Origin of the sequence: Streptomyces sp. NL15-2K, from assembly GCF_030551255.1 — a bacterium.
Lineage (GTDB): Bacteria > Actinomycetota > Actinomycetes > Streptomycetales > Streptomycetaceae > Streptomyces.
In genome coordinates, this window is record NZ_CP130630.1 from 3,895,302 (window position 1) to 3,912,781 (window position 17,480).

14 protein-coding genes and 2 pseudogenes are annotated in these 17,480 nt (G+C 70.5%); 6 read left to right on the forward strand and 10 right to left on the reverse strand.

Annotation, left to right across the window (positions count from 1 at the left end; translation table 11 throughout):
* Positions 1–5: 5 nt before the first annotated feature.
* The 4 genes and pseudogenes from Q4V64_RS17150 to Q4V64_RS17165 all read right to left on the reverse strand — a co-directional run.
* Positions 6–1,769 (reverse strand): TIGR03767 family metallophosphoesterase, encoded by a 1,764-nt coding sequence (locus Q4V64_RS17150; protein ID WP_124442258.1) that lies wholly within the window; start codon positions 1,767–1,769, stop codon positions 6–8.
* 281 nt (positions 1,770–2,050) lie between these two features.
* On the reverse strand, positions 2,051–2,515 hold the full coding sequence (locus Q4V64_RS17155; RefSeq protein ID WP_124442257.1) for an NUDIX hydrolase: 465 nt from the start codon (positions 2,513–2,515) through the stop codon (positions 2,051–2,053).
* Between the two features lie 9 nt (positions 2,516–2,524).
* On the reverse strand, positions 2,525–3,454 hold the full coding sequence (locus Q4V64_RS17160) for a pyridoxamine 5'-phosphate oxidase family protein (RefSeq protein ID WP_124442256.1): 930 nt from the start codon (positions 3,452–3,454) through the stop codon (positions 2,525–2,527).
* Between the two features lie 2 nt (positions 3,455–3,456).
* Positions 3,457–3,657: pseudogene (locus tag Q4V64_RS17165) on the reverse strand (VOC family protein); the annotation flags it as partial.
* Positions 3,658–3,894: 237 nt separating this feature from the next.
* Between Q4V64_RS17165 and Q4V64_RS17170 the strand changes: the two are divergent.
* Entirely contained in the window at positions 3,895–5,121 is a 1,227-nt protein-coding gene (locus Q4V64_RS17170) for an IS110 family transposase (RefSeq protein WP_303715569.1), read from the forward strand.
* A gap of 19 nt (positions 5,122–5,140) precedes the next feature.
* Here the strand turns inward: Q4V64_RS17170 and Q4V64_RS17175 are convergent.
* A pseudogene (locus tag Q4V64_RS17175) lies at positions 5,141–5,389 on the reverse strand (VOC family protein); the annotation flags it as partial.
* A gap of 119 nt (positions 5,390–5,508) precedes the next feature.
* Here Q4V64_RS17175 and Q4V64_RS17180 point away from each other — a divergent pair.
* Positions 5,509–6,051 carry a CGNR zinc finger domain-containing protein gene (locus Q4V64_RS17180; RefSeq protein ID WP_124442244.1) on the forward strand — a complete coding sequence of 181 codons (543 nt, stop codon included), beginning with the start codon at positions 5,509–5,511 and terminating at the stop codon, positions 6,049–6,051.
* Positions 6,052–6,256: 205 nt separating this feature from the next.
* Positions 6,257–9,571, forward strand: a complete 3,315-nt coding sequence (locus Q4V64_RS17185) for a S8 family serine peptidase (RefSeq protein WP_124442243.1) — start codon at positions 6,257–6,259, stop codon at positions 9,569–9,571.
* Between the two features lie 67 nt (positions 9,572–9,638).
* On the opposite strand, the gene Q4V64_RS17190 is transcribed toward Q4V64_RS17185, so the two are convergent.
* Positions 9,639–10,409, reverse strand: coding sequence for a hypothetical protein (locus tag Q4V64_RS17190; RefSeq protein ID WP_253267168.1), 771 nt, complete (start codon positions 10,407–10,409; stop codon positions 9,639–9,641).
* A gap of 1 nt (position 10,410) precedes the next feature.
* Complete coding sequence (locus Q4V64_RS17195; protein ID WP_172629368.1) at positions 10,411–10,944, reverse strand: sigma-70 family RNA polymerase sigma factor; 534 nt, start codon at positions 10,942–10,944, stop codon at positions 10,411–10,413.
* 326 nt (positions 10,945–11,270) lie between these two features.
* Between Q4V64_RS17195 and Q4V64_RS17200 the strand changes: the two genes are divergently transcribed.
* Positions 11,271–12,287 carry an aspartate-semialdehyde dehydrogenase gene (locus Q4V64_RS17200; protein WP_124442241.1) on the forward strand — a complete coding sequence of 339 codons (1,017 nt, stop codon included), beginning with the start codon at positions 11,271–11,273 and terminating at the stop codon, positions 12,285–12,287.
* A gap of 32 nt (positions 12,288–12,319) precedes the next feature.
* Here Q4V64_RS17200 and Q4V64_RS17205 read toward each other — a convergent pair whose 3' ends face one another.
* Positions 12,320–12,805 (reverse strand): DUF1203 domain-containing protein, encoded by a 486-nt coding sequence (locus Q4V64_RS17205; RefSeq protein ID WP_124442240.1) that lies wholly within the window; start codon positions 12,803–12,805, stop codon positions 12,320–12,322.
* A 111-nt stretch (positions 12,806–12,916) separates the two neighbouring features.
* Here Q4V64_RS17205 and pepN point away from each other — a divergent pair, with 111 nt between their 5' ends.
* The gene (pepN, locus tag Q4V64_RS17210; protein WP_124442239.1) at positions 12,917–15,493 is read left to right on the forward strand and encodes an aminopeptidase N; all 2,577 of its coding nucleotides are present in this window, start codon (positions 12,917–12,919) and stop codon (positions 15,491–15,493) included.
* A 10-nt stretch (positions 15,494–15,503) separates the two neighbouring features.
* Here the strand turns inward: pepN and Q4V64_RS17215 are convergent, their stop codons facing one another.
* Positions 15,504–16,421 (reverse strand): EamA family transporter, encoded by a 918-nt coding sequence (locus Q4V64_RS17215; protein WP_253267167.1) that lies wholly within the window; start codon positions 16,419–16,421, stop codon positions 15,504–15,506.
* Between the two features lie 126 nt (positions 16,422–16,547).
* Here Q4V64_RS17215 and Q4V64_RS17220 point away from each other — a divergent pair, with 126 nt between their 5' ends.
* Positions 16,548–17,048 (forward strand): MarR family transcriptional regulator, encoded by a 501-nt coding sequence (locus tag Q4V64_RS17220; RefSeq protein WP_124442238.1) that lies wholly within the window; start codon positions 16,548–16,550, stop codon positions 17,046–17,048.
* 143 nt (positions 17,049–17,191) lie between these two features.
* Here Q4V64_RS17220 and Q4V64_RS17225 read toward each other — a convergent pair whose 3' ends face one another.
* A complete protein-coding gene (locus tag Q4V64_RS17225; RefSeq protein ID WP_124442237.1) occupies positions 17,192–17,473 on the reverse strand; it encodes a hypothetical protein in 282 nt (93 codons plus the stop codon).
* Between the last annotated feature and the right edge of the window lie 7 nt (positions 17,474–17,480).

Consider the following 17,480-nt stretch of genomic DNA (forward strand, 5'->3'; position numbering starts at 1 on the left):
AGGTTTCAGCCCTTCTTCAGCACCAGCTCGGTGTTGCGGTCGTCGGAGTCGCCCCCCAGGTGCGTCTGTGCGCCCGGTGCGTTGAAGGACAGCTCTCGGTAGAGGGCCGCGAGGCCGGTCTGGGAGAGGTCGGCGAAGTCCGTGCGGTGGGGAGCCGAGGACTCGATGCAGGTGGTGAAGAGGGAGATGGTGCCGTCCTTGTTGTCCGCCACCTCGATGACGCGGGCGAGCTGGGGGTAGTCGACGTGGGAGGCGGTGGAGATCTCCCAGAAGGAGCGGCCGTCGGGGGCGGAGTGCGGGGTGATGTCGTTGCGGTGGATGTGGCCGTTCACCCACGCGAGCACGCCCGCGTGACTGGCGAGGAGGGCGATGACCTCCTCGCCGTTGTGGCGGCGCTCGCCGGGGCGGGCGGGGTCGGGGCGGGTGTTCTCCATCGTCTTGCTGGTGTGGTGGCTGAAGACGATCGCGTACGAGTCCTTGTTGTCCCGCAGGGTCTTGTCCAGCCACTTCAGCTGGGCCGTCCCGATGGAGCCGTTGTAGTGGCCGCCGGGGTCGGTGGTGTCGAGGCTGATGCCGATGACGTCGTCGGCGATGCGGAAGCTGTAGTACTGGGTGCCCGTGTCGAGGTTCGCGGTGGAGTAGCCGTGGCCGACCGGGCCGAGGCCGCGGTGGGTCGGGTCCAGGTGGGCCTTGAGGTACTCGGCGGCGGTGTAGGGGGCGCGCCGCTCGTCCGGCGTGACCGAGCGCATGTCCCGGGTGTGCGCCTTGAGCAGGTCGCGGAAGCCGGTGCCCTTGGGGTCCTCGTCGTTCTTGATGGTGTCCTGGAGCTTCTTCGCCTCGGACGCGGACAGGCTCATCAGCTTCTTGCCGCCGACGGCGTACTCGGCGAGCCAGGAGTCGCCGAGGCCGTAGCAGCCCAGCGGCATGGAGTCGTGGTTGCCGACGGTGGAGTACCAGGGCAGGTTGAGTCCGGGGCTGTTCAACTCCCGTACGGCGGCGGCCAGGAAGCCTTCGAGGTGCGGGAAGCCGAGCTGCTTGTCGGCGTCGCGGGCGGTGGTGTCGGGCTGCCAGTACTGCTTGAGGCCGCTGTTCTGGACGCCCTCGTAGCGGCGCGGGTCCCCGGTGTTGGGGGTGATGCGGCCACCGCTCATGACCTTCAGGAACCACTCCAGCTCGGACCCCGCGTTGTTGTCCGTGTTGTCGCCGGTGGTCATGGCGAAGTGCAGCGGGGCGCCGGTGACGGGGGCGCCCCGCAGCGCGTTGATCCGTTCGACGAGCGAGACGGCGCCGTGCACGGTCAGCGCCTCGTGCGGCCGCCAGGCGTGGATGTCGGCGGAGCGCAGGTACTCGAGCCGCATCGGGTGCTGAGCGTCGATCAGGTGCAGGTCGGTGAGCTGCACGAAGGCGGCGAGTGTGGTGCGGCGGCCGGCCCGGCCGGTCTTCGGCGCGGCCAGCTCGCCGCGGACCCGGCGGTTCCAGCCGGGGCCGTCGCCGAGGCGGCGGTAGCCGGAGCTGGTGCGCGGGGCGGCGACCGTGGCGAGCGTGGTGCCGCGGGTGTACGGCGCGAGGGGCGCGGCCGGCGCCCTGCGGGACTGTGCCACGGGCGCCTCGGCCGGGCGGGCGCCCGTGTCCGTGGTGGCGGCCCGGCTGTCGGTGGGCCGCAGGGCGTAGCCGACGCCTGCGGAGACGGACACCGCCGCGGTGGCGGCGAGGACGGTACGGCGGTGGACCCCCAGCGTGGGGCCGGCGACAGAGCGTGTGCGCGACATGGCGCGATCTCCCCGAGTGCGAACGCGTCGGCAGTGGTTCGCGGGCGGTCGCTGTAGCGAACATCCCGCTCACTGTGGATCGTTGGCACCGGGAATGACCTGCGCGTGAACGAGACGGCAACGGGCAACGCCGATCACCGTACGTCGATCTTGGACTACCCTGCGCGTCCATGACCCGCTCCCGGACGGCCGGGAACCGGTTACTCCATGTTCATCTCCCGGGGCAGGGGAGCGGTTCCCCGGTCCTGCCGAGGGAGTTGCCGAGGGAGTTGCCGAGGGAGTTACTCGTCCACGAGTGCAACCCGCCCCGATGCCGGCCGCTGGCGCCACAGCGTTAGTCCGATGTCCACCATCCGGACGCGGTTCAGGGCGGGTACGGCGTCCAGGTCGTGCCAGGCGGCCATGTCCGTGGAGCCGCCGATCTCGTAGCGGAGTTCGCCGCCGGTGACCCGGGCCTCGTAGACGAGCCGTACGCCGTGGTGGTCGACGGCACGCCGGCCGAAGCGGCGGGGGGAGGTGCGGCGGCTGGAGTCCACGCCGAGGAGGCAGGTGGCCTCGATGCGGTACCCGGTCTCCTCCTCCACCTCCCGCAGGACGGTGTCATGCGGGTCCTCGCCGTGCTCCATGCCGCCGCCTGGCAGGACCCACTCGGGCGGGCCGCCGTCGAGTGCCGGGGAGCGGGAGAGCAGGAGTTGTCCGTCGCGCACACAAATGGCGTAGGCCGCCACCCTCAACTTCGTTCGCACTCCGGGACGTTAACCCGTCGGGTCGGGATTGGCAGGCGAGTATTCGGGCGCGGACCAGCGCAACGGCACGGCTCCTTCGGTCTCGACGGACTCAGTGAGCGTGAAGCGCACCCGGCGCTCGCCGTCCGCGTCGAACTCCGTCCGCGCCTCGCCGGTGAGGTGCAGGACCGTGCCCGTCGTCCAGTCGAGGAAGAGCAGGCCCGCGCGCGGGTCCGTCGTCAGGTTGCCGAGGGTGAGGAACATGGCGTTGCCGGGGTAGTCGGGCCAGCTCAGTTCGCGGGGTGAATCGACGCGTACGAAGCCGGGGTTGCCGCCCCGGTGGCTGGCGTCGGCTCCGTCCGGGTGCACGGTGGCCAGGAAGAAGGTGTCGGCCGCGGTCACCAACGCCTCTTGCCGTGGGGTCAGTTCGCCGCCGCGCCGGGGAGTTCCCGGGGTGCGGTCGTCGACCGTCTCGTACGACTCCCTCTTCTGCAGGTATTTCGGGCAGTTGGCGAACACCCGGTCGGCCTCGACGGCGAATCCCCGTGCCGTGGGCCGCAGTCGGCCGTTGAGGCGCATACGGCGGCGGGTGCGGGGGTCGAGGGCGATGGTGCCGACGGGGGTGCCCGGCGTGGCGAGCGCCGTCGCTGGGGGCACCGCCCACGCGTTAAGCAGTGGGGGAGGGTCGGCCGGGGATGGCCCGCCCGCGACGGAGACCGCGACGGAGATCTGGTGGGGCCCCGTCGCCCGCACGAACCCGGGCGGGCCGGTCACCACCGTCGACCACACCCTGCCCGTCTCCGGGTCGGCGGCACCCAGCACCAGGAAGGGCTGGAGCTCCAGGAAGGCCGCGGCCACCGGTTTGATGCCCTGCCCGACGGCCCGGCCGACGTGGTCGGCGAGGTCCCGTACGCCGACCCGGTCCTGCACCGCGCGCGAGCCCGCGTGATACACGCCCATGACTAGAAGAACCCGCAGGTCGGAGCGGCATCGTGGGGCACGGGCGCCCCTTGTGCGCCCTCCGGCACCGAGATCTCCAGGCGGGTGCCGTCCGGGTCGTGGAAGAAGATGCCGCCGGACGCCGTGCCCTCGCCGTGGGCGACCACGCCGTCGTGGGCGAAGTCGACGCCGTAGGCGCGCAGTGCCTCCTCGTACCGCCTAATGGGAGCTGTCGGGTCGTAGAGACTCGGTGCCGTAGCCGCCAGCAGGTGAGCACTCACGCCGCCGGAAGTATCCGACTTCTGAGGTCAGACCGTGCCCCTGCTGGTCGGCCGGGAGGCCAGACCGTTGATGGGGTGGCGTGCCCGCCGGGCAGTGGGGCGTGAGCACTGGATCCATTAGGCCGCGTGCCGCGCCTTCCGCGGGCTGCACGGAGCGAAGTACCGGACTGGGAGGGTGAGTTGCTGCTGATCGGCGATGACTGGGCCGAAGACCACCATGATGTCGAGGTCCAGGACGAGGCGGGCCGGAAACTGGCCGTGGCGAGGCTGTCCGAGGGCGTGGAGGGGATCGCGAAGCTGCACGAGCTCGTTGCGAAGCACGGCGGCGAGGACCTTGATCCGGCCGGGGTGGTGATCGGGATCGAGACCGACCGTGGTTCGTGGGTGCAGGCGCTGATCGCCTCCGGCTACCGGGTCTATGCCATCAACCCCCGGCAGGCCGCCCGGTTCAAGGAGCGGTACGGCTCCTCCGGTGCCAAGAGCGACAAGGGCGACGCGCACGCGCTGGCCGACATGGTCCGCATCGACCGGGACCAGCTGCGTCCGGTGGCCGGGGACAGCGAGCAGGCCCAGGCCGTCAAGGTCGTCGCCCGCGCCCACCAGACCTTGATCTGGGAACGCACCCGCACCTTCCAGCGGCTGCGCAGCACGCTGCGCGAGTACTTCCCCGCCGCCCTGCACGCCTACGCGGATCTCACGCTGACCAGCACGGACGCGCTGGAACTGCTGATCAAGGCCCCCACCCCGGCGGCCGGGGCAAAGCTGACCCGCACCCAGATCACCGCCGTCCTGGCCCGCGCCCGCCGGCACAACCGGGACGCGAAGGCAGCCACGATCATCACCGCGCTGCGCGAGAAGCAACTCGGCCTGCCCGAGCCGGTCACCGCCGCCTACGCGGCCACCGCCACCGCCCACGCGAAGCTGCTGATCGCCCTCAACGAGCAGATAACCGACCTGGAAAAGCAGGTGAAGGCCCATTTTCTGAAGCACCCGGACGCTGAGATCTACCTCTCGATGCCCGGCATCGCGGAGATCACCGGCGCCCGGGTGCTCGCCGAGTTCGGAGACGACCCCACCCGCTACGCGTCCGCGAAAGCCCGCAAGAACTACGCCGGCACCAGCCCCATCACCCGGGCCTCCGGCAAGAACCACACCGTCCAGGCCCGCTACGTCCGCAACAACCGCCTCGCCGACGCGCTGCAGACCCAGGCGTTCTCCGCCCTGCGGGCATCCCCCGGCGCCCGCCGCTACTACGACAAGCAACGCGCCCGCGAAGCCGGTTACAACCCGGCCCTGCGCCAACTCGGCAACCGCCTCGTCGGCATCCTCCACGGATGCCTCAAAACCCGAACCCCCTACGACGAAGCGACCGCCTGGTCACACCACGCCCACACCCCGGCCGCTTGACACCAAACGACATGGGGTGTCTGACCTGCTCGATCGACGCCGCCTCGAAGGCGAGGTGGTGCAGGCCGGCGCGGCCGGTGTCGTACGGCTGTCCCGCCTGCTGCCAGAGGGTGAGCACGAGGCTCTCGCCGTCGCCGAGGAACGCGTACCGCCGGTCCTCCTCCTTGCCCTCGGCGATCACGGAGAACTCCAGGACGTCCCGGTAGAAGGCGAGCGAGCGGTCGAGGTCGGTGACGTTCAGGCCGATGTGGCCGGTGTGCAGGGTCATGGCGGTCCCCTTCGTGTGCAACCCTCGTATGTAACCGTCGTAATCGAGATTAAGGGTTAGAAGGAGAGGTCGTCAACCGGTGACGTACCCTTGACCGGTTAGCACGGAAGGAGCCCCACATGTCCGCCGCTCGCGACCCGCGCCCGCTCACCGGTGAGCCGCTCGCGCTCGACCTGCTCAATACGCGGTGGATGCGGGAGGGAGAGGCCCAGGACCTCCTCGCCGACCTCGACGGGCTCGCGGTGTGGCTCGACACGAACGGGCTGAGCGGCGGGTACGCCCCCGACACCAAGGTCCTGCGCCACACCCTTCAGGCCCGCGACGCGCTGAAGGCGGCCGTGGACGGACCACCGGAAGAGGGCGCCCGCCTCGTCGACGCCGTTCTCGCGCACGGGCGGATCCGGGCCACGCTCACCGCGCAAGGGCCCGGCGAACTGCCCGAGTTCGCCGACCCCTCATGGGGCCCCGCCTGGCTCGCCGCCCGCAACTACCTGGAGCTGCTCACCACCGCGCCCGACCGGATCCGCGGCTGCGCCCACGAGGCGTGCATCCTGCACTTCTTCGACACCTCGCGGAACGGCACGCGCCGCTGGTGCTCGATGGCCGCGTGCGGGAACCGGGCGAAGGCGTCCCGCCATTACGCGCGCACGAAGGGCGTCTGAGTGACTTGTCGCCTTTGCGGCTCATCTCCAGAAAAGGGATAGCGGGTTTTCCCCATACATCTCTTGAGATTCAGCCAACTCTCACCAAACTCACACCCCTTGCATAAAGCTGAGCGATCGTCCGGGAGCATCTTTCGGACGATCGCGGCCAAGGCTGATCAGCCTCGGTCGCTGACGCTCGTTCCTTTACGCACAAGGGATGCCGATGACCCTCACCCCCCAGCAGGAACCGATACCGGGCGCGAGACGCATGGCCCGTATCGCCGTGGCCGCCGGTCTCGTGGCCGCGCTCTCCGCGGCCGGGCCGATACCCCTGGCCTTCGCCGCCGACGACACGCCCGTCGCCGCCGACCCGAGCGTGAAGTCCGCCCAGGACAAGCTCGGTTCCGACGACGCCGACGCACTCGCCGAGGCCAAGGCCGACGGCGACAAGAGCGTCACGATGATGGTCGCGACCGCGCCCGGGCAGACCGAGAAGGTCGCCGACCAGCTCGACTCGGTCAAGGGCGGCCTGGTCGGCCGTACTTACGACAAGCTCGGTTACGTCCGCGCCACCGTGCCCACTTCGAAGGCCGACGCGGCCATCGCCGCCGCCGCGAAGCTCTCCTCCGTGCACGGCATCGACCTGCGGCAGGAGATCCCGCTGGACGACCCGACGCCGAGCGCGGACGCCGCCGAGGGCGCCACGGCCAAGGGCACGGCCGCACCCACGGCGCCGAACAGGAAGACCCCCGCCGAGAACCCGTACAACCCGTCCTTCGAGACGGGCGCCGTCGACTTCGTGGAGGACCACCCGAAGGCGGACGGCCGCGGCGTCACCATCGGCATCCTCGACTCGGGCGTGGACCTCGCCCACCCGGCGCTGCGGAAGACCACCACCGGCGAGCGGAAGATCGTCGACTGGGTGACGTCGACCGACCCGGTCTCCGACGGCGACGGCTCGTGGCGGCGGATGCTCGCCTCGGTGGCCGGTCCGGCGTTCTCCGCCACCCCGGCCAACACGGGTGTCGCCGAGACGTTCAAGGCCCCGGCCGGCTCGTACAAGTTCAACTACTTCTACGAGTCCGCGACCGCCGGCGGCGACCAGGCGGGCGACGTCAATCGCGACGGCGACAAGACCGACGCCTGGGGCGTGCTGTTCGACGCCGCGTCCGGCACCGTGCGTGTCGACCTCGACGACGACCTCGACTTCGGTGACGAAGAGCCGATGAAGCCGTACAAGGACGGCTACCAGATCGGCTACTTCGGCACGGACAACCCGGCGACCGAGGTCGCCGAGCGCATCCCGTTCGTCGTCGAGATCCGCAAGGACGTCGTCTACAACGACGCCGGAGCCAAGGCCGACTACGTCAACATCGGCATGATCTCCAGCGAGCACGGCACCCACGTCGCCGGCATCACCGCCGCGAACGGCCTGTTCGGCGGCAAGATGAACGGTGCCGCTCCGGGCGCGAAGATCGTCTCGTCCCGGGCCTGCGAGTTCGGCCCCGGCTGCACCAACGTGGCGCTCACCGAGGGCATGATCGACCTGGTCGTCAACCGCGGCGTCGACATCGTCAACATGTCGATCGGCGGCCTCCCGGCGCTGAACGACGGCAACAACGCGCGCGCCGAGCTGTACACGCGGCTGATCGACACCTACGGCGTCCAGCTGGTGGTCTCGGCCGGCAACTCCGGCCCCGGCGCCAACACCATCGGCGACCCGGCCCTGGCCGACAAGGTCATCTCCGTCGGCGCGTCCATCTCCAAGCAGACCTGGGCCTCCAACTACGGCTCGGTCGTGGAGAAGAAGTACGCGATGATGCCGTTCTCCTCGCGCGGCCCGCGTGAGGACGGCGGGTTCACGCCGACGCTGGTCGCCCCCGGCGCCGCGGTCAACACCATCCAGACCTGGCTGCCGGGCGCCCCGGTCGCCGAGGCGGGCTACGCGCTGCCGGCCGGTTACGGCATGCTCCAGGGCACGTCGATGGCGTCCCCGCAGGCCGCGGGCGCCTCCGCGCTGCTGCTGAGCGCCGCCAAGGCGAAGAAGATCGACCTCGCCCCGGCCACCCTGCGCACCGCGCTGACCTCCACCGCCGACCACATCAAGGGTGTGCAGGCGTACGAGGAGGGCGCGGGCCTCATCGACATCGAGGACGCCTGGGACTCCATCCTCGACGACGCCACCGCGCACACCTACGCGGTCAAGGCGCCGGTCGACACCGCGATCGACCAGTTCCTCAAGACGCCGGGCTTCGGTACGGGTCTGTACGACCGTGAGGGCGGCCTGAAGGCCGGCCAGAAGAAGACGTACGAGATCACGCTGACCCGTACGTCCGGCGCCGACAAGGCGATCCGGCACGAGCTGCGCTTCGAGAACAACGCCGCGAGCACCTTCAAGATCGTCGGCTCGGACGAGGTCAAGCTGCCGCTGAACCAGCCGGTGACCGTCAAGGTCCAGGCCGCGCCGAAGTCCGCGGGCCTCAAGAGCGCGATCCTGGAGGTCGACGACCCGAAGACCGAGGGCGTCGACCGGCAGGTCCTGACGACGGTCGTGGTCTCGACGCCGCTGAACTACACCCACTCCACGTCGAGTTCGGTGCAGCGCAACAGCAACCACTCGTACTTCGTGACCGTGCCCGAGGGCGCCAAGTCCCTGGAGGTCGCGATCGGCGGGCTGAAGGGCAAGAGCCAGACGCGGTTCATCGCCATCCACCCGTACGGCGTTCCGGTCGACTCGACGGCGACGATCGACTGCTACCCGAACTACACCAACCCGGCGAGCACCCCCTGCCGACCCGACGTGCGTTCGTACGCCGACCCCGTGCCGGGTGTCTGGGAGGTCGAGGTCGAGTCGCGCCGTACGTCGCCGCTGCTCGACAACCCCTACAAGCTGGACGTCACCGTCCTCGGCGCGGCCTTCGACCCGGAGACCGTGACCGTGTCCGAGGCCAAGGTCGGCACCCCGGCCGCCGCCTCCTGGAAGGTGACGAACAAGCTCGCCGCCATCGACGGCAAGCTGGTGGGCGGCCCGCTCGGCTCCTCCAAGTCGGCCCGGCCGACCATCGCCGAGGACGAGACCCACACCACCACGGTCGAGGTGCCCGCGGGCGCCAAGTCCCTGGACGTGGCGATCGGCAACGTCTCGGACGCGGCGGCCGACCTTGACCTGGTTGTCTACGACGCGGCCGGCGAGGAAGTCGGCAGCTCCGCCGACGGTGACTCGGAGGAGTCGGTCTCCGTGGCCGACCCGGCCGCCGGCACGTACACCGTCCAGGTCATCGGCTACGCGGTCCCGGCCGGTTCCACCGCGTACGACTACCAGGACGTGTTCTTCTCCTCCGCGCTCGGCACCGTCACGGTCGACGGGTCGGCGCCGGTGAAGCTCGGCACGGGCGACTCGGCGACGGTCTCCGGCAGCGTCACGGCGCTGGCCGCCGCGCCGGAGGGCCGTGAGTTCTTCGGCCAGGTCCAGCTGGTCAACGCGCGCGGCACGGTCGCGGGCATCGGCAGCGTGAAGATCGAGAAGGTCACGCCGTAACCGATCCGGTACGGCCGAGGGGCGGGCGTCCGTACGGGCGCCCGCCCCTTCTCATGTGCTCGTGTGCTCATTCGCAGGTGAGCTGCCGCGACTCGGCCAACGAGCCGGTGATCCAGGCCCGTTCGCGGGCGACGTTCTGAGCACCTACCACCCAGTGGTCGGGCACGGCGGCGCCCTGCGGGATACCGAGCAGCACCGGGTCGCCCCGCTCGACGCGGGTGACGTCGTACCGGTCGATCACGAAGACCAGTTCCTCCTCGCCCTTGGCCGGCTTGTAGTAGCGGGTCACGTGCACGGCGACGCGCAAGGTGTCGGTGCCGGGGAGTCGCTCGACACCGGTGACCTTGCCCTCGACGACGGTGCGGGCGCAGGCCAGATAGCGGGGGCTGCCGAAGCGGGTGCCGTCCTCCTGCTTGGAGGCCGCGCTGTCGCTTCCGCTGCCGCTGTCCGACGAGGCGCCGATGCCGCCCCCGGCCTGCGCCAGCAGCCACCCCATGCCCGCCACCACGGCCGCCGCGGCGGCCACGGCGAGGGTGCCGAAGGCGAGGTTGAACGCGCGGCGCCGGGGCCGGGGCCGGGACCAGGACGGCCGTACCGGAACGGGCTCGGGGGCCTTCGGCGGCTCGCCGAGGGTGCGGCCGATGATCCCCAGCTGCTCCCGCAGCAGCGCCACATCGGCGGCCGCCGACCGGTGCTCGGCCATGAAGGCGGCGTCCGCGCGGGCCTCGTCCGTGAGCGGCTCGTCGGTGATCGCGGCCATCAGCGCGTCCAGGCCGGCGGGTCCTCCGGCCGGTCCTCCGGCCGGTCCTCCAGGGTGTCCTTCGTGTTCGGCGGTCACGTCACACCACCTCGTCCTCGTGCAGGCGGGCGCGCAGGGCCCGTACCGCCGTGTGCAGCCGGCTCTTGACCGTGCCCTCGGGGATGCCGAGCTCCTCGGCGATCCCGCGCACCGGCAGGTCGGCGTAGAAACGCAGGACGAGGACCTGGCGCTGGGCGTCGGGCAGCTCGTCCAGGCCCTGGGCGACGGCCAGGGAGAGCAGGCTGGTGTCCTCGTCGGAGAGGTGTTCCAACTGGCGCAGGGAGGCCAGGCGCTCGCCGACGCGCTCCTGGCGGCGTTTGGCCCGGTGCCAGTCCATGGCCAGGTTGGAGGCGACGACCGCCGCCCACGCGGACACGTCACGCGGCGCCTCGTCCCCGCGCGCCGTGCGTTCCAGCAACCGCAGGCGGACCTGCTGCACCCCGTCCGGCAGGTCCGCCTGCGGCACGCCACCGAGCGCGAGCACCGCCCGCACCCGGCGTTCCTGAGCCGCGTCCAGAGGATCGCCGTGTGCTTCCCCCTGGGCGCGGCGGGCCTTTCTGCGCAGCACAGACACCCCTCCCCTCACCGCGTTTCTTCTACGACGCCGCAGCGCGCGGAAACGTTCGGCACAACCTCGGGCAATCGTTCAGAGGCGTACGTCACACTGCCGCGGGAGGCAGCACAGCTTGCGGTGCCGAGCGGCCGTAGGGCGAAATTCCTGCAGCTCAGTAGGGGTGTGGACGGGAGTTGTGCAACCGTCGGCCGATCCGGGGTGTCCCAGTCCTCGGGCATGGCGCGCAAAGAATTGGACAGGCGGACCGGGGTCGGCCGCATGATGGAAAAACCTCGGCCAGGAAACACGTACGTAAACACAGGCAGAGACAGACAGAGGGAGTCGCCGTGAGGGTCGGAATCGTCGGAGCCACCGGTCAGGTCGGCACGGTCATGCGCAGGATCCTCACGGAGCGGAACTTCCCGGTCACCGAGCTGCGCCTGTTCGCCTCGGCCCGCTCGGCGGGGACGGTCCTGGACGGCGTGACGGTGGAGGACGCGTCGACGGCCGACTACAGCGGCCTGGACATCGTGCTGTTCTCCGCGGGCGGCTCGACCTCGAAGGCGCTGGCCGAGAAGGTCGCCTCGCAGGGCGCGGTGGTGATCGACAACTCCTCCGCATGGCGGCGGCACCCGGAGGTACCGCTCGTGGTCGCCGAGGTGAACCCGCACGCGATCGCCAACCGCCCCAAGGGCATCATCGCCAACCCGAACTGCACGACGATGGCCGCGATGCCCGTGCTGAAGCCGCTGCACGCGGAGGCGGAGCTCGAGGCCCTGGTCGTCGCCACCTACCAGGCGGTGTCCGGCTCCGGTCTGGCCGGCGTGGACGAGCTGTTCGAGCAGGTCAAGAAGGTCGGCGAGGACGCGCCGAAGCTGACGCACGACGGCTCGGCTGCGGAGTTCCCGGCGCCGAACAAGTACGTCGCGCCGATCGCGTACAACGTCCTCCCCCTCGCCGGCTCGATCGTGGACGACGGTCTGAACGAGACCGACGAGGAGCAGAAGCTCCGCCACGAGTCCCGCAAGATCCTGGAGATCCCGGAGCTGAAGGTGTCCGGCACCTGCGTCCGCGTGCCCGTCTTCACCGGCCACTCCCTCCAGGTCAACGCCCGGTTCGCCCGCCCCATCACCGTGGAGCGCGCGAAGGAGCTGCTGGGCGGGGCCCCCGGCGTCGCGGTCACCGAAGTCCCGACCCCTCTCCAGGCCGCCGGCCAGGACCCGTCGTACGTCGGCCGCATCCGCAGCGACGAGACGGTCGACAACGGCCTCGCCTTCTTCGTCTCCAACGACAACCTCCGCAAGGGCGCCGCGCTGAACGCGGTGCAGATCGCGGAGCTGGTGGCGGCCGAGCTCAAGGGCTGACCTTCAAGGCCTGCGCACCTCGTAGCTGACCCTCAAGGCCTGCGCACCTCGTAGAGGAAGCATCCGTATTCGACGGCCCGGACGTGGACGAGCGCCACGGCCGGGTCGTCGAACGCGTTCCGGAAGGCGGCCTCGAACCCGTCCTGCCCGTCCGGCTCCTCCACGATCCGCCCGCCCAGGATGTGCCCCTCGGCCGAGTACCGGCGGACCGTGCGGTGGGCGTTGGTGAAGGGGAGGTCGTCCCCGTCCGGCCCCGCGCACTCCTCCGCGTGGATGAACACCGGTCCCTGCTCGTCGTACGCTCCCGGGTCGGCGCCCGTCTCGGCCGCCCAGCGGCGCAGGGGCGCGTAGGAGACGAGGGCGATCCGCTCACCCCGCTCGCTGCGGCGCAGACAGCAGCGGAGCATGGCCCCGCCCTCGTCATCGATCACGGGAACCATTTTCCGTCCCTGATCGTCAGCAGAGCGCAGGTCCTTCAGGACCACCTGGTCGATGGGTCGTGCGGGGTACGTCGTCATGTCCTAAGGCTCGCGCGCCCGCACCCTGCCCACCGGCGGGAAACGGACATCGCGTTCCGTACCGGTCCCATGGAAGGATGGCCGAACCGACACATATCGAGGAGATGACCGGTGCCTGGCACAAACCTGACCCGCGAAGAGGCGCAGCAGCGGGCGAAGCTGCTCACCGTTGACTCGTACGAGATCGATCTCGACCTCTCCGGCGCGCAGGAGGGCGGTACCTACCGGTCCGTGACGACGGTGCGCTTCGACGTCGCGGAGAACGGCGCCGCGTCCTTCATCGACCTGGTCGCCCCGACCGTCCACGAGGTGACGCTCAACGGCGACCAGCTGGACCCCGCCGAGGTCTTCGCGGACTCCCGGATCGCGCTGACGGGGCTGCTGGAGGGCCGCAACATCCTCCGGGTCGTCGCCGACTGCGCGTACACCAACACCGGTGAGGGTCTGCACCGGTTCGTCGACCCCGTCGACAACCAGGCCTACCTCTACACCCAGTTCGAGGTCCCGGACGCGCGAAGGGTCTTCGCGAGCTTCGAGCAGCCGGACCTGAAGGCCACCTTCCAGTTCACCGTGAAGGCACCGGACGGCTGGACGGTCATCTCCAACTCCCCGACCCCCCAGCCCAAGGACAGCGTCTGGGAGTTCGAGCCGACGCCACGCATCTCGACGTACATCACGGCCCTGATCGTCGGCCCGTACCACTCCGTCCACAGCGTGTACGAGAAGGACGGCCGGTCCGTGCCGCTCGGCATCTACTGCCGCCCCTCACTCGCCGAGCACCTCGACTCGGACGCGATCTTCGAGGTGACCCGGCAGGGCTTCGACTGGTTCCAGGAGAAGTTCGACTACGCGTACCCGTTCAAGAAGTACGACCAGCTGTTCGTGCCGGAGTTCAACGCGGGCGCGATGGAGAACGCCGGTGCCGTGACCATCCGGGACCAGTACGTGTTCCGGTCCAAGGTCACCGACGCCGCGTACGAGACGCGCGCCGAGACCATCCTGCACGAGCTGGCCCACATGTGGTTCGGCGACCTGGTCACCATGGAGTGGTGGAACGACCTGTGGCTGAACGAGTCGTTCGCCACCTACACCTCCATCGCCTGCCAGGCGTACTCCCCGGACTCGCGCTGGCCGCACTCCTGGACCACCTTCGCCAACTCCATGAAGACGTGGGCCTACCGCCAGGACCAGTTGCCGTCCACGCACCCGATCATGGCCGAGATCCGCGACCTCGACGACGTGCTCGTCAACTTCGACGGCATCACGTACGCGAAGGGTGCTTCCGTGCTGAAGCAGCTCGTCGCGTACGTCGGCATGGACGAGTTCTTCAAGGGCGTACAGGCCTACTTCAAGCGTCACGCCTACGGCAACACCCGCCTCTCCGACCTCCTCGGTGCCCTGGAGGAGACCTCCGGGCGTGATCTGAAGGCCTGGTCGAAGTCGTGGCTGGAGACCGCCGGCATCAACATCCTGCGCCCGGAGATCGAGACGGACGCCGACGGTGTCATCACGTCCTTCGCGATCCGCCAGGAGGCCCCGGCACTGCCCACCGGCGCCAAGGGCGAGCCGACCCTGCGCCCGCACCGCATCGCGGTGGGCCTGTACGAACTCGACGACGACAGCGGCAAGCTGGTGCGCGACGAGCGCATCGAGCTGGACGTCGACGGCGAGCTGACCGCCGTACCGCAGCTGGTCGGCAAGCGCCGTCCGGCCGTGGTGCTGCTGAACGACGACGACCTGTCGTACGCGAAGGTCCGCCTCGACGAGCAGTCGCTGGCCTTCGTCACGGAGCACCTCGGCGACTTCGAGTCCTCCCTCCCCCGTGCCCTGTGCTGGGCGTCGGCGTGGGACATGACGAGGGACGCGGAACTCGCGGCCCGCGACTACCTCTCCCTCGCCCTGTCGGGCATCGGCAAGGAGTCCGGCATCGGTGTCGTGCAGTCGCTGCACCGCCAGGTGAAGATGGCGATCGAGTTCTACTCCGAGCCGACCGCCCGCGAGGCCCTGCTGACCCGCTGGACGGACGCCACGCTGGCCCACCTGCGCTCGGCAGCGGCGGGCAGCGACCACCAGCTGGCGTGGGCGCGCGCCTTCATGGCGACCGCCCGTACGCCGGAGCAGCTGGACCTGCTGGAGGGGCTGCTGGACGGCTCCCAGACGATCGAGGGCCTGGTCGTCGACACGGAGCTGCGCTGGGCGCTGGTGCAGCGGCTGGCCGCGGTGGGCCGCTTCGACGAGGCGGAGATCGCGGCCGAGTACGAGCGCGACAAGACGGCGGCGGGCGAACGGCACGCGGCCACCGCCCGGGCCGCCCGCCCGACGCAGAGCGCCAAGGCGGAGGCGTGGGCATCGGTCGTCGAGTCCGACAAGCTCCCGAACGCCGTCCAGGAGGCCGTCATCTCCGGCTTCGTCCAGACGGACCAGCGAGAGCTCCTGGCCCCCTACGCGGACAAGTACTTCGAGGTGGTCAAGGACATCTGGGAGTCCCGCTCGCACGAGATGGCCCAGCAGATCGCGGTCGGCCTCTACCCGACCATCCAGGTCTCCGAGGAGACCCTGCGCAAGACGGACGAGTGGCTGGCCTCCGCCGAGCCCAACGCGTCCCTGCGGCGGCTCGTTTCGGAGTCGCGGGCGGGCGTGGAGCGCGCGCTGAAGGCGCAGGCGGCGGACGCGGCGGCCGCGCAGTAGCAGGAGGCGGTCATACGGTTGTGAGGGCGCCCGGCTTTGTGCCGGGCGCCCTCTTGCTGTCGGCGATCGGGGTGGTGGCTCCCGGCCGTATCTGGCCCGCCAGCGTCGCCCCGAACGCCAGCGCCATCCCCGCCAACTGCACCGGTGTCAGCGCCTGCCCGAGCGCCGCCCAGCCGACCACGGCGGCGGTCAGCGGAGACAGCGGGCTGAGGAAGGTGACCTGCGTGGCGGTGAGGCGGCCGATGCCGCGGAACCACAGCCAGTACGAGACCGCCGTGTTCGCCAGCGCGAGGTAGAGGTATCCGCCGACCGCCCGGCCGTCCAGCGCGGGCGGCGCGCCCTCGACCAGGAGGGCGATGGGGGCGATGAGCAGGCCGCCGGCGGTCAGCTGCCAGGCGGCGAGCGCGAGCGGGCCGACGCCGTCGGGGCGGCCCCAGCGCTTGGTGAGCACGGTGCCGGCGGACATCGAGGCGGTCGAGGCGAGGGCCGCCAGTACGCCGACCAGGTCGAGCGCCCCGGCCGCCTGCAGGACGACCAGGCTGACGCCGAACGCGGCCACCGCCCCGGTGATCACACTGCGGACCGTCGGCCGCTGTCCCAGCAGCAGCGCCGACAGGCCCACGACGAACAGCGGCCCGACCGACGAGACGACCGCCGCCATCCCGCCCGGCATCCGGTACGCGGAGAGGAACAGCAGCGGGAAGAAGGCGCCGATGTTCAGCGCGCCGAGCACGGCCGCCTTGCCCCACCAGGCGCCGCGCGGCAGCACCCGGGCGAAGGCGAGCAGGACGAGTCCGGCGGGCAGGGCGCGCATGAGGCCGGTGAACAGGGGGCGGTCGGCCGGGAGGAACTCGGTCGTGACGGCGTAGGTGGTGCCCCAGGAGATGGGGGCGAGGGCGGTGAGCAGGACGGTGGCGGGCCGTTTCATGACCGGCATCCTTCTGGGACGGTAGCTTGGCGGAAGGTAGCTTGACGGAAAGTAGCTTAGAGCTAAGCAACTTACAGTCAAGCTACTTTCTTGCCGCCGACCGGAACCGGGCGGGATACTCACCGCATGAGTGCAGAGCACAAGGACCCCGTCGACGCGATCATCGGGCAGTGGGCGGCCGTACGACCCGACCTGGACACCAGGGCCATGGAGGTCTTCGGGCGGATCTACCGCCTCGCGCGCACGATGGGCGACCGCACGGAGAAGGTGTACTCGGCCCTCGGGATCGCCCGCGGCGAGTTCGACGTGCTGGCCACCCTGCGCCGCTCCGGCGAGCCGTACGCGCTCTCACCCCGCCAGTTGTCGGCGACGCTCATGCTCACCAGCGGCGGGATGACCGGTCGCCTCGACAAGCTGGAACGGGCCGGACTGCTGCGCCGCTCCCCCGACCCCCACGACCGCCGAGGTCTCCAGGTGACGCTGACCGAGCAGGGACTGGACCTGGTCGACCGGGCGGTCGGCGCGGGCCTCGCCGCCCAGACGGAGGCCCTGTCCGCCCTGGACACCGAACAGGTCGACCACCTGGCCGACCTGCTGCGGGAACTGCTGCTCGCTACGGAGAAGTGACGGGGCCGACAGGTAGGCAGCGCCCCGTCATTACCGGAAAAACGCGCCATTACGGGAAAACACGCCGAGGGCACCGATCTCGCCCCGTACGGCGGATGCGCGTACGTACGGCGAGGTCGGCGCCCTCGGTGAAGAAGTGGGCGTCAGGCCTTCGACTCGGCCTTGGGCCTGGTCTTGATGTTGCGGGTGGTCACCCGGTGCGATTCGTGCGACTTGTCGAGGACCATCACCAGGCCCGCGATGACCGCGAAAATGGCGAGCGGGGCCGCGACGTAGAGGCCCAGCGTCTCGATGACGCTCAGGCCCGGGCCGGGGTCGTCGCCGTCGTCGCGGGTCAGCGCGAGCGCGGGGGACGACATGAGCAGCATCATCAGCGTCGTACCGGCCGCCAGGGTGCCGGCGCGCAGGGCGTTCTTCTTGTCCACGGTGCAA

Bases quoted from the DNA above. Each gene is read 5' to 3' on its own strand.
- Q4V64_RS17150 (WP_124442258.1), bottom strand. From the start codon at position 1,769: ATGTCGCGCACACGCTCTGTCGCCGGCCCCACGCTGGGGGTCCACCGC.
- Q4V64_RS17160 (WP_124442256.1), bottom strand. From the start codon at position 3,454: ATGGGCGTGTATCACGCGGGCTCGCGCGCGGTGCAGGACCGGGTCGGC.
- Q4V64_RS17180 (WP_124442244.1), top strand. From the start codon at position 5,509: ATGTCCGCCGCTCGCGACCCGCGCCCGCTCACCGGTGAGCCGCTCGCG.
- Q4V64_RS17185 (WP_124442243.1), top strand. From the start codon at position 6,257: ATGACCCTCACCCCCCAGCAGGAACCGATACCGGGCGCGAGACGCATG.
- Q4V64_RS17205 (WP_124442240.1), bottom strand. From the start codon at position 12,805: ATGACGACGTACCCCGCACGACCCATCGACCAGGTGGTCCTGAAGGAC.
- Q4V64_RS17215 (WP_253267167.1), bottom strand. From the start codon at position 16,421: ATGAAACGGCCCGCCACCGTCCTGCTCACCGCCCTCGCCCCCATCTCC.
- Q4V64_RS17220 (WP_124442238.1), top strand. From the start codon at position 16,548: ATGAGTGCAGAGCACAAGGACCCCGTCGACGCGATCATCGGGCAGTGG.